Raw genomic sequence first — 12,114 nt, forward strand, 5'->3', positions numbered from 1 at the left:
AAGTGAAACAGGAGTGAAGGAGTGAGGGCATGGCGAGGACAGTGGCAATAGGGGTACAGGATTTTGAAACTATTGTTTCCAATAACTATTTTTATATAGATAAAACGGATTTTATCCGGGAGTGGTGGGAGAACGGGGACAGCGTAACGCTGATTACAAGGCCCAGGCGTTTCGGGAAAACTTTGAATATGAATATGGTAGAAAAGTTTTTTTCCCTGGACTATGGGGGGAGAAGCGATTTGTTTGAAAACTTAAATATCTGGAAAGAGGAAAAATACAGAAAACTCCAGGGGACATATCCTGTGATTTTCATGAGTTTTGCGGATGTGAAAGAAACTGAGTTTTCTTCTGCCCGGAAAGCTATCTGCCGTAATATAAAAAAGTTATATAACAGATATGATTTTCTTTTGAAATCGGACTGTCTGAATGAAGATGAAAAGGATATGTATAAGAAAATCAGTCCGGAGATGGAGAATTATATTGCATCGGATTCCATAAGGGCTTTGGCGGATTATTTGCAGCGGTATTACGGAAAAAAGCCTATTATCCTTTTGGATGAGTATGATACGCCCATGCAGGAAGCCTATGTCCATGGGTACTGGGAGGAAATCGTATCTTTTATCAGAAACCTGTTTAATTCTACCTTTAAGACAAATCCTTATGTGGAGCGGGCCATTATGACAGGGATTACAAGGGTGAGCAAAGAAAGTATTTTCTCTGACCTGAACAACCTGGAAGTGGTCACGGCAACTTCTGATAAGTATGCAGAGAATTTTGGTTTTACCCAGGAAGAAGTGTCAGATGCCTTAAAAGAGTTTGATTTGTCAGGACAGGAAGAGGAAGTGAAACTCTGGTATGACGGTTTTATCTTTGGGGAAAAGACTGATATTTACAATCCCTGGTCGATTCTAAATTATTTAGATAAAAAAAGGTTTTCCACCTACTGGGCCAACACCAGCAGCAACAGCCTGGTGGGGAAACTGATCCGGGAGGGAAGCAAGGACGTAAAAATCATTATGGAAAACCTCTTAAAAGGGGAAATGCTTTGCACAAAGATAGATGAGCAGATTGTATTTAACCAGCTTGACCACAACGAATATGCCATATGGAGCCTTTTGCTTGCCAGCGGTTACTTAAAAGTGGAAGAATACAACATGGATGCAGACCGGGTAAAAGACGAATATAAGCTGAGGCTCACCAACAATGAAGTAAAATATATGTTTGAGGATATGATAGAAGGATGGTTTAAAAACTATGCCCCGGCATACAATGACTTTATTAAGGCACTGCTTTTGGGAGATATCGATGCCATGAATGACTATATGAATCAGGTGGCTGCTGAGACTTTCAGCAATTTTGATACGGGAAAGAAACCCTCTGTAAAGTCCCAGCCGGAGCGTTTTTACCATGGGTTTGTCCTGGGGCTTATGGTGGATTTAAGGGACAGATATTCCGTTACCTCAAACAGGGAAAGCGGATTCGGGCGGTATGATGTGATGTTAGAACCGGTAGAAGGAAATGGCAAAGATGATGCCATTATCATTGAATTTAAAGTGCGTCGTCCAAATAAAGAGAAAGATTTGGAGGAAACGGTGCAGGCAGCTCTTTTGCAGATCAAAGAAAAAGGTTACAGTGCAGTGTTAAAAGCAAAGGGAATAGATGAGGAGAGAATCAAAACCTATGGATTTGCCTTTGAGGGGAAAAATGTTTTGATTGGGGTATAGAAACTGTGGGAGCTTTTTTGTGCTAGGATAAGTGAAACAGAGATAGAGGAGTGAGAGCATGGCAAGGACAGTGGCAATAGGGGTACAGGATTTTGAAACTATTGTTTCTAATAACTATTTTTATATAGATAAAACAGATTTTATCCGGGAATGGTGGGAAAACGGGGACAGCGTAACACTGATTACAAGGCCCAGGCGTTTCGGGAAAACTTTGAATATGAATATGCTGGAACGTTTCTTTTCTCTGAAATATGCCGGGAGGGGAGAAATTTTTGAAAATCTTTCTGTCTGGAGGGATGAAAAATACAGAAATCTCCAGGGAACCTATCCGGTTATCAGTTTAACCTTTGCAAATGTTAAAACAGAAACATATCCGGATACAAAAACCAGAATCTGCCAGATACTTTCAGATTTGTATATTAAGTACAATTTTTTAAGGGACAGCGATGTCCTTTCGGAAAAAGACAGGAAATATTTTGACAGGGTAGGGGATGACATGACAGAAGTGGACGCAACCATTTCCCTGCACAAACTCTGTGATTATTTGCAGCGGTATTACGGGAAAAAGCCCATTATCCTTTTGGATGAGTATGATACGCCCATGCAGGAAGCCTATGTCCATGGGTATTGGGAGGAAATGGTATCTTTCATCAGAAACCTGTTTAATTCTACATTTAAGACAAATCCTTATCTGGAGCGGGCCATTATGACAGGGATTACAAGGGTGAGCAAAGAAAGCATTTTTTCTGACCTGAATAATCTGGCAGTAGTGACTTCTACAACTAATAAGTATACGGATGCCTTTGGTTTTACCCAGGAAGAGGTATCCTCTGCCCTTGAGGAGTGTGGGTTGTCAGACAGGGAGGAGAAGGTGAAATATTGGTATGATGGTTTTACTTTTGGAGAAAAGACAGATATTTATAATCCCTGGTCTGTGATTAACTTCCTGAAAGAGAAGCGGTTTTCCACCTACTGGGCCAACACCAGCAGCAACAGCCTGGCGGGGAAATTGATCCGGGAGGGGAGCAAGGACGTTAAAATAATTATGGAAAACCTCTTAAAAGGGGAAACGCTCTGCACAAAAATAGACGAGCAGATTGTATTTAACCAGCTTGACCACAACGAATATGCCATATGGAGCCTTTTACTTGCCAGCGGTTATTTGAAAGTAGAAGAATGTAACATGGATCCAGACCGGGAAAAAGACGAATATAAGTTGAGGCTGACCAACAATGAAGTAAAATATATGTTTGAAGACATGATAGAGGGATGGTTTAAATACTATGCCCCGTCATACAATGACTTTATTAAGGCGCTTTTGATGGATGATGTAAAGGCTATGAATCATTATATGAATAAAGTTGCCCTTGCCACGTTCAGCAGTTTTGATACGGGAAACAGGCCTTCGGAAACTGCGGAGCCGGAAAGGTTTTACCACGGATTTGTCCTGGGACTTATGGTAGAGCTTAAGGACAGGTATGTGATTACCTCAAACCGGGAAAGCGGTTTTGGGCGTTATGATGTGATGATGAAGCCGAAGACAAATATGGACCATGCCATTATCATGGAGTTTAAAGTCCATGATGCAGAGGATGAGAAAACCCTGAAAGAAACGGCGGAGGCAGCGCTTTTGCAGATAGAGGAAAAGAAATATGCGGCATCTCTTGAGACTGAGGGGATTCCCCCGGAGCGAATCAGAAAATATGGATTTGCCTTTCAGGGAAAAAATGTGTTGATTGGAAGAGCATAGAAGGATTGCAGGATAACTTGTAAAATTTACCCAGGTAATATATAATACAAAGAAATAAGTGTAAAGGAGAATGCGTATGAGTTTTATAGATAAGTTAGGGGATTCCATAGTTTCTATGAGTAAAGACGTGGGACAAAAGGCAAAGGAGGCTTCCGGCATAGCAAAATTGAAGTTGGATATCCGCATCAAGCAGGAGTATGTGAAAGAACAGTACGCCCAGTTGGGAAAAGTTTATTATGAGGCCCATAAGAATGAGGATGTACCGGAAAAGCAGCGCTTTGACAAGATTTCTGATGCCTTAGACGAGATTGACAGGATGGAACTGCAGATTTTAGAACTGAAAAAAGCAAGAAGATGCCCCAACTGCGGAATGGAAGCTTCTGAGATGGCAGAGTTTTGCAGTAACTGCGGGGCAAAGCTTGGTGTGGTAGTGGGAGAAAGCAAGGCGGAAGATGTAACAGAGAATGACCAGCCCAAGGAAGATGTGGAATTAGAAGAAGAGCCGGATGATAATTCAGAATGGCTTTAAGAGTAACAGACTTGTAAATTAAGGAGATAACGTAACATGAGCAGCAAAGGGAAATATTACATTACAACGGCTATTGCCTATACCTCAGGTAAACCCCATATCGGCAACACATACGAAATTGTGCTGGCGGATGCCATTGCAAGGTTTAAACGCCAGGAAGGCTATGAGGTTTATTTTCAGACAGGTACAGATGAGCATGGACAGAAGATTCAGGATAAAGCGGAGGCAGCAGGGATTACGCCAAAGGAGTATGTAGATAAAGTGGCTGGACAGGTCAAGGAAATATGGGATTTGATGAATACCTCCTATGACAATTTTGTCCGCACCACAGATGAAGACCATGAGAAACAAGTTAAAAAAATATTTAAGAAACTTTATGACAAAGGTGATATCTACAAAGGGGCTTATGAGGGAATGTACTGTGTTCCCTGTGAGTCTTTCTGGACAGATTCACAGTTAAAAGACGGGAAATGCCCTGATTGCGGCGGCCCTGTTTCCCCTGCAAAGGAGGAAGCATATTTCTTTAAAATGAGCAAATATGCCGACAGGCTTATTGAGCATATCAACGCCCATCCGGAATTTATCCAGCCCGTGGCACGGAAAAATGAGATGATGAACAATTTCCTCCTTCCGGGGCTGCAGGATCTGTGTGTATCCAGGACTTCTTTTAGCTGGGGGATTCCTGTGGATTTTGACGATAAGCATGTGGTTTATGTATGGCTGGATGCCCTGACAAACTATATAACCAAAATAGGTTATGATGCAGATGGAAATTCCACAGAGCTTTTTAACAAAAACTGGCCTGCAGATTTGCATTTGATAGGAAAAGATATTATCCGTTTCCACACCATATACTGGCCGATTTTTCTTATGGCTTTGGATTTGCCTTTGCCGAAACAGGTATTTGGCCATCCCTGGCTCTTACAGGGAAACGGAAAAATGAGCAAATCCAAGGGAAATGTGCTTTACGCAGATGAATTGGCGGATTTCTTTGGGGTGGATGCAGTGCGCTATTTTGTGCTCCATGAGATGCCTTTTGACAATGACGGCGTGATTTCCTGGGAATTGATGGTAGAGCGGTTAAATTCTGACCTTGCCAACACATTGGGCAACCTGGTAAACCGTACCATTTCCATGAGTAATAAGTATTTTGACGGTATCGTAAGGGATGAAGGGGTTTCGGAGCCGGTGGATGACGACTTAAAGCAGGTTGTCACCGGCACGGTATCTAAGGTGGAAGCAAAAATGGCGGAACTTCGTGTGGCGGATGCCATTACGGAAGTCTTTAACCTCTTTAAGCGCTGCAACAAATATATTGATGAGACAACACCCTGGATTCTTGCAAAGGATGAGGCCTCAAAACCCCGCCTTGCCACAGTGCTTTACAATTTAGTGGAGAGTATCGGAATCGGGGCAACTCTCCTCCACAGTTTTATGCCGGAAACCTCCGAAAAGATTTTGGAACAGTTAAATGCTTCCCAGGTAAATTACGATGAATTGGGAACCTTTGGCCATTACAAAAGTGGTACAAAAGTAGTAGAAAAGCCGGAAATTCTTTTTGCAAGGCTGGATTTGGATGAAGTTCTGAAAAAAGTAGAAGAACTTTACCCCTCTGAGGAAAATGAAGGGGAAAATGAGGAAGAAGAACCTGGCATTGATGTGGAACCGAAAGATGAGATTTCCTATGATGATTTCATAAAGATGCAGTTTCAGGTTGGAAAAATAATTGAATGTAAAGCGGTGGAGAAATCCAAAAAGTTATTGTGCTCTCAGGTAAAAATCGGCAGTCAGGTAAAACAGATTGTCTCCGGCATTCGGAAGTATTACACACCGGAGGAGATGGTAGGGAAAAAAGTAATGGTACTGGTGAACTTAAAACCTGCCAAACTGGCCGGAGTTCTCTCAGAGGGAATGCTTCTCTGCGCAGAGAATGATAAAGGAGAGCTGGCTTTGATGGAGCCGGATAAGGATATGCCCTCCGGAGCGGAGATTTGCTGATTATGATATTTGAAACACATGCCCATTACGATGATGAACAGTTCCAGAGTGACAGAGATTTGTTAATTCAGGATTTATTAAAAGATAAAATTTCTAATATTATCAATGTTTCCTCATCTGTGGAAAGCATTTCTTCCTGTCTTGCTTTATCGGAAAAGTACGATAAAGTATATGCGGCGCTGGGGGTTCATCCCAGCGATATTGCAGATTTAAATGAAGAAAATTTTGCCTGGATAAGGGAACAGTGCCAAAACCCTAAGGCAGCGGCAGTGGGAGAAATCGGCCTGGACTACTACTGGGACAAGGAGGAAGATGTACGAAAGAAACAAAGGGAATGGTTTTTCCGCCAGATGAAGCTTGCAGAGGAAGTAAATCTTCCTGTTATCATTCATTCCAGGGATGCAGCGGAGGATACGATGCAGATAATGCGTGAAGTTCATGCAGAAAATATCCCGGGAGTAATCCATTGCTATTCCTATTCTCTGGAGATGGCCATAGAATTTGTGAAAATGGGGTATTATATTGGTGTAGGCGGTGTGGTGACTTTTAAAAATGCAAGGAAGTTAAAAGAAACCGTTGCCGGGATTCCCTTGGATAGAATTTTGCTGGAGACAGATGCTCCTTATCTGGCGCCGGAACCTAATCGGGGAAAGAGAAACCATTCCGGTAATCTCATCTTTGTAGCGGAAAAGGTAGCGGAATTGAAAGGCATTACGCCCCAGGAGGTGGAAGATGTGACCGGAGAAAATGCCAGGAGGCTCTTTGCGAAAGTAAAATAACAGGATAAATTCCAGCGGGCTTTGCCCGCTTTTTTCCTTAATATTTGGATTTTAATTCCACCGTATCCCGCCAGTATCTTTTCGGTATATTCTGGCTCTGCAATTTAGGATTTATCCGCTCATCAATGGCTATCGTGTCAAAAAATGCTGTCCATAGCCTGCGGTATTCCTGTTCTTCCTGGGAATACCGTTTTATTATATCAAGATTTAACTCGTTTGCATCCACTATCATATAGCGCTTTTGCGCTTTATGCACCGCTGCAATCTGGTGGACGGCATCATAGAGAAGAAAATTTTCCAGAGGAAATCTGTCTGTAAAATGTTCTGCCACAATAGGCAGAACATTATTTTTTGGATGTATCATGGAAAAAAGCACTCCGTTTTCCAATTCTGCAAACCTTAAAAATTCAATCATATAGTGTGCTTCATTATTTGTTTGCCTGCAGAGTTCAAAAATGCAGGAAATACAGGGTTCCGCCAGGTATTCTAACACTTTTGCCCCTTCCGGCAGGGCAAGGGCCATCACAATAGCCTGATATACAGCGTTGGCTTTGTCCATAGTAAGTTTCCGGCAGTTTCCGTCAGCCATGGCGCATTTACAGATAACTTCAAAAAAGGACATGCCCAGACGGCGGATCAGGGTTTTAGAAACCTTCTGGCTTTTTTCCAAATCAGGATTAACGGGAATATATTCGTGAAAAAGCAGGATTTCTCCGCAGCTCTCAGAGCTAAGCTGAATATTTTTATGTCCCAGGCGGCTGTCCCAGGCGTCGTAGACACCGGTTAAAATGCCGTCCAGGCTGTTTTCACATTGAAAAACATACATTAAGAACCTCCTTTTGTAATTAATAATTGGCAGTATTACCCACTGGGGAAAAGGACATATCGTCAAAGAGGGAGAGCTGCCTGTAGCCCTGCTCCTTTATCTCCCGGGGAATTTGGGAACTGTCATTTAAAAGGCTGCGGCAGATATAATCCTCATCCAGTTTGGTGGGGTACATCATCCGCCCGGAGCAGGTAATAAAGTATAAAGCCCGTTTTAATACCACGCCGATTTTTTTCAAGTCCGGAAAATCCAGTGTGCTGCCCCGTCTGGCTTTCACGATTCGCTTGGCGGATTTTGCGCCGATTCCAGGAACCCGGAGAAGAGTTTTATAGTCTGCGGTGCCGATTTCCACGGGAAAGTACTCTAAATGTCTTAAGGCCCAGTCACACTTGGGGTCAAGATAAATATTAAAGTTAGGTTTATCTTCTGACAAAAGTTCGTTCACAGTAAAGTGATAGTAGCGCAGAAGCCAGTCCGCCTGGTAGAGCCGGTGCTCCCGCAACAGGGGAGGCCCTGAAGGCAGGGCCGGTAGGCCGGCATTCTCATTCACATGAATATAAGCGGAGTAAAAGACACGTTTTAATCCGAACTTTTGATACAGCCCTTCCGCCACGCTCATAATCTGAAAGTCGTTTTCCGGTGTGGCTCCGATAATCATCTGAGTGCTCTGTCCCGCAGGCACAAATTTAGGGGCCTTCTGGTATACCATAAGTTCATTCTTATTTGCTGTAATGCCGTTTTGAATCTGACGCATAGGTGTTAAGATGGTGCGGCGGGACTTGCAGGGAGCCAGCTTTTTCAGGGCGTCGCTGGTGGGAAGCTCCAGATTAACGCTCATACGGTCTGCTAAAAACCCTGTTTTTTCTATTAACACAGGGTCTGCCCCTGGAATAGTTTTTACATGGATATAACCCTGAAAGCGGTAAAATGTGCGGAGTTTGTAAATGGCTTCATAAATCAGCCCCATAGTGTAAGTAGGGCTTTCTATAATGCCTGAACTTAAAAATAAACCTTCAATATAATTTCTCCGATAAAATTCGATAGTAAGGGTGCAGATTTCCTCCGGGGTAAAAGTTGCCCTGGGAATGTCATTGGTGCAGTTGTTTTGGCAGTAACTGCAGTTGAAGATGCACTCATTGGTAAAAAGGATTTTTAACAGGGAAACACACCTGCCGTCAGCGGCAAAAGTATGGCAGATACCACAGCTCTTGGCATTTCCAATACCTGTGCCGTCTCCTCCTCTGTCTACCCCGCTGGAAGTGCAGGCAACGTCATATTTGGCAGCGTCTGTCAGTATGGTGAGCTTTTCCATAATGGTGGGAGATAAACTGACGGAAGGGGCAGGGCTTTTATAAAAATTTGTAAGAAGGCTGTGATTATCCGCTGTGTCTTTCATAATGTGGCTCCTTATTTTTTTACTACAAAACATTTGTTCGATAATATGATAATAGCACAGAAAGAAAATAATTTCAAGAAAAAAAGAATATTTGTTCTGGTAGATAAAACATGTAAAAAGAGTTAAAATAACTTATATTATTTCTCCTGTTTTCAGGAGATTGTTTCATTAGAAAGGAAATAACGTGGCATATTTAGGAAATCCTCAAAACACCATTGCAGTACTGCAAAAATATAATTTTAACTTCCAAAAAAAGTTTGGACAAAATTTTCTCATTGATACCCATGTGCTGGATAAAATTATAGAAAAAGCTAATATTACAAAAGAAGACTTTGTTTTAGAGATTGGGCCTGGAATCGGAACCATGACCCAATATCTGTGCGAGGAGGCCGGGGAAGTGGCGGCTGTAGAAATTGACAGCAATCTGATTCCTATATTAAAAGATACTTTAAGTGAGTATTCCAATATAGAAATCGTCCATGGGGACATTTTAAAGGTGGATATCGGGGCTCTTGCCCGGGAAAAAAATCAGGGAAAACCCATAAAAGTAGTTGCAAACCTTCCTTATTATATAACAACCCCTATTATCATGGGGCTGTTTGAGAGCCATGTTCCCATAGACAGTATTACGGTTATGGTACAGAAAGAGGTTGCAGAGAGGATGCAGGCATCTCCCGGCACCAAAGATTATGGGGCTTTAACCTTAGCGGTTGGGTATTATGCAAAACCGGAAATCGTGGCAAATGTGCCTCCCAACTGTTTTATGCCAAGACCCAAAGTGGGGAGTTCTGTGATTCGTTTAAAACGTCACGAACACCCTATTGTACAAGTGGAAAATGAGAAATTAATGTTTGATTTAATAAGAGCCTCTTTTAATCAGAGGAGAAAAACCCTGGTCAACGGCTTAAACAATGCCCCTGGAATTTTTCTTGGCAAGGAAAAGATTCAGGAATGTTTAAAAGAATTGTCTGTATCTGAGACAATTCGGGGAGAAGCCCTGACGCTGGAACAGTTTGCCAGGCTTTCCAATATAATGAAAAATAAAATGTGATTTTTTTTTCGTTTCTTCATATATTTATAATAAGGACAAACAGGGGGCTTATGGATATATGAAGAATTTTCTTTACAGAATCGCTTTATGCGTGGCGCTTTTTGTATTAATTCCATTAATAATTACGCTTTTAGCCCAGGGAAGCGGTAAAGATTATGTTGGAAAACTGTCAGAAGAAGGTCAGGAAAAACAGGATTTAGGATTGGACGAGGATATGCTTATTGGCATAGTGGCAAATGAGATAGCCGTTACATCTGAGCCGGAAGCTATGAAAGCCCAGGCGGTGATTGCCCGGACAAATTGTCTTCGGGCAATCCAGAATGGGGAAAACCTGCCGGAGGGATTGACAAAGAGTGAAATGATGCGGCTTTGGGGCAGTGAAAATTTTACAGAGTACTACAGTCAGTTGGAAAATTGCATAGAAGCTACAAAAGGGGTTGCAATCACTTACGGCGGCAGTTATATCCAGGCGGATTTTCATGCCGCCAGTGCAGGATACACCAGAAATGCCCAGGAGGTGTACGAGAATGAAGACTTTCCTTATCTGAAGCTTGTGGACAGCCGAAGTGACATTACTTCTCCTGATTTTTTTAAAGTGATTTTTTATACAACAGAGGAGTTTTTGCAGACTGCCCAAAGCTTTTTCGCAGAAGATATGCAGGGAAAAACGGCAGGGGAAATTTTAGCGGCTTTTGGGATTACAAGTCGGGACGGGGCGGATTATGTGACCGGAGTCACAATAGGAGAAAAGACATATTCGGGAGAAGAAATCCGCCTTGCATTTGGCTGGAATTCTTCCTGCTTTTATTTGAGGGAAGTGGACGGGGAAATCCGGGCGTCTACAAAGGGATTGGGCCATGGTCTGGGATTAAGCCTATATGGGGCGGAGGCTATGGCAAAATCCGGCTCTTCCTATAAAGAAATTTTAAAATATTATTATTCGGATGTTGATTTTGTCACCACAGTACCATCAGAGTAAAAGTTTTTTGCAAGTGAATAAATTCGTGGATTATGCACAAGCTATAATCAGTAGTACAATATACCCGCGAGGCAGCAAATCATTTGGCAGATATGTATGCTCCGGAGTATAAATATTGATTATGGATGGTGAATCATATGAGACGAGATATGAGAGATTTCTTTAGAAAAAAACAATACACAATAGCTGCTGCCTGTGTGGCAGCGGCACTTTTAGGAGCAGCCGGCATATATGCTTTTTCCGGGAAGGGAAGTACGCCTGAGGAACCAAAAGAGCAGACAGCCCAAATTGAAACAGAAGAGAAAAAAATTGAGACAGCCAAAAATACGGAGAAAGACACGGAAGAAAAGAAAGAGACAAAAAGCGCATCTGCAGTAATAAAACCTGCAAGAAATAACCAGCAGGAAAAATTTGACTGGGAAGAAGAGGAAAAAGAGGAGCTTCCTCAAATTGCCCAGGCCGACACGGAAGTAACGCCGGAGGAAGAATCAGCGGAAGAGCCGGAGGAAACAGTAGAGACAACAGCCAATGTAAACAGTGCCAGAGAACTTCATTTTAGCGCAGATACAGGTCTTAGCTGGCCGGTGTCCGGGGCGGTGATTTTAAATTACAGCATGGACAAGACCGTATATTTTTCCACATTGGATCAGTACAAATATAATCCAGCAATAATCATTGCTGGTAATGTAAATGAAAAAGTCCAGGCGGCAGCAAGCGGAACAATTACAGATATCAGTACCAATGAGGTGACGGGATGTACCGTGACCATGGATTTAGGGGATGGATATCAGGCAGTTTACGGCCAGTTAAAAGAAGTGCCCTACAAAGCGGGGGCATATGTGGAGGCTGGAAATACCATTGGTTTTGTCAATGAACCCACAAAATATTACTCATTGGAGGGAAGCAATCTTTATTTTGAGTTGTTAAAAGACGGTACTCCTGTGGATCCGGTAGAATATTTTTCCGCAGAGTAATATTTGTTCTTGCTTTTTTTCCCATTAACACTTATAATCCCATCTTCGACAGTTACAGAAAAACAAAGTGGCAGAATCCCTTGAATTTATTGGGGATATGCCACTTTT

Annotated in this window: 10 protein-coding genes; 8 read left to right on the forward strand and 2 right to left on the reverse strand. The window is 42.4% G+C overall.

Going from position 1 to position 12,114, the window contains the following annotated elements:
- Positions 1-29: 29 nt before the first annotated feature.
- The 5 genes from D7Y06_RS16030 to D7Y06_RS16050 all read left to right on the forward strand — a co-directional run bounded on the left by D7Y06_RS16030 (position 30) and on the right by D7Y06_RS16050 (position 6,780).
- A complete protein-coding gene (locus tag D7Y06_RS16030) occupies positions 30-1,724 on the forward strand; it encodes an AAA family ATPase (RefSeq protein WP_120408764.1) in 1,695 nt (564 codons plus the stop codon).
- Between the two features lie 58 nt (positions 1,725-1,782).
- Positions 1,783-3,474 carry an AAA family ATPase gene (locus tag D7Y06_RS16035; protein ID WP_120408765.1) on the forward strand — a complete coding sequence of 564 codons (1,692 nt, stop codon included), beginning with the start codon at positions 1,783-1,785 and terminating at the stop codon, positions 3,472-3,474.
- Positions 3,475-3,550: 76 nt separating this feature from the next.
- Positions 3,551-4,003 (forward strand): zinc ribbon domain-containing protein, encoded by a 453-nt coding sequence (locus D7Y06_RS16040; protein WP_120408766.1) that lies wholly within the window; start codon positions 3,551-3,553, stop codon positions 4,001-4,003.
- A gap of 36 nt (positions 4,004-4,039) precedes the next feature.
- Positions 4,040-6,001, forward strand: coding sequence for a methionine--tRNA ligase (metG, locus tag D7Y06_RS16045; protein WP_120408767.1), 1,962 nt, complete (start codon positions 4,040-4,042; stop codon positions 5,999-6,001).
- Positions 6,002-6,003: 2 nt separating this feature from the next.
- Positions 6,004-6,780 carry a TatD family hydrolase gene (locus tag D7Y06_RS16050; protein WP_120408768.1) on the forward strand — a complete coding sequence of 259 codons (777 nt, stop codon included), beginning with the start codon at positions 6,004-6,006 and terminating at the stop codon, positions 6,778-6,780.
- A gap of 37 nt (positions 6,781-6,817) precedes the next feature.
- On the opposite strand, the gene D7Y06_RS16055 is transcribed toward D7Y06_RS16050, so the two are convergent.
- Together D7Y06_RS16055 and D7Y06_RS16060 are read right to left on the reverse strand one after the other, a co-directional pair.
- Positions 6,818-7,606, reverse strand: a complete 789-nt coding sequence (locus D7Y06_RS16055) for a TIGR03915 family putative DNA repair protein (protein WP_120408769.1) — start codon at positions 7,604-7,606, stop codon at positions 6,818-6,820.
- 19 nt (positions 7,607-7,625) lie between these two features.
- Positions 7,626-8,918, reverse strand: a complete 1,293-nt coding sequence (locus tag D7Y06_RS16060; protein WP_243119358.1) for a putative DNA modification/repair radical SAM protein — start codon at positions 8,916-8,918, stop codon at positions 7,626-7,628.
- A gap of 268 nt (positions 8,919-9,186) precedes the next feature.
- Between D7Y06_RS16060 and rsmA the strand changes: the two genes are divergently transcribed.
- The 3 genes from rsmA to D7Y06_RS16075 all read left to right on the forward strand — a co-directional run bounded on the left by rsmA (position 9,187) and on the right by D7Y06_RS16075 (position 12,006).
- Positions 9,187-10,053: a 16S rRNA (adenine(1518)-N(6)/adenine(1519)-N(6))-dimethyltransferase RsmA gene (gene rsmA, locus D7Y06_RS16065; RefSeq protein ID WP_120408771.1), complete on the forward strand. Its 867-nt coding sequence runs from the start codon at positions 9,187-9,189 to the stop codon at positions 10,051-10,053.
- A 58-nt stretch (positions 10,054-10,111) separates the two neighbouring features.
- Positions 10,112-11,032, forward strand: a complete 921-nt coding sequence (locus tag D7Y06_RS16070) for a SpoIID/LytB domain-containing protein (protein WP_120408772.1) — start codon at positions 10,112-10,114, stop codon at positions 11,030-11,032.
- Positions 11,033-11,169: 137 nt separating this feature from the next.
- Positions 11,170-12,006, forward strand: coding sequence for a M23 family metallopeptidase (locus D7Y06_RS16075; RefSeq protein WP_243119357.1), 837 nt, complete (start codon positions 11,170-11,172; stop codon positions 12,004-12,006).
- The last annotated feature ends 108 nt before the right edge of the window (positions 12,007-12,114 follow it).

Source organism: Roseburia sp. 1XD42-69 (assembly GCF_003612565.1).
Lineage (GTDB): Bacteria > Bacillota > Clostridia > Lachnospirales > Lachnospiraceae > Roseburia_B.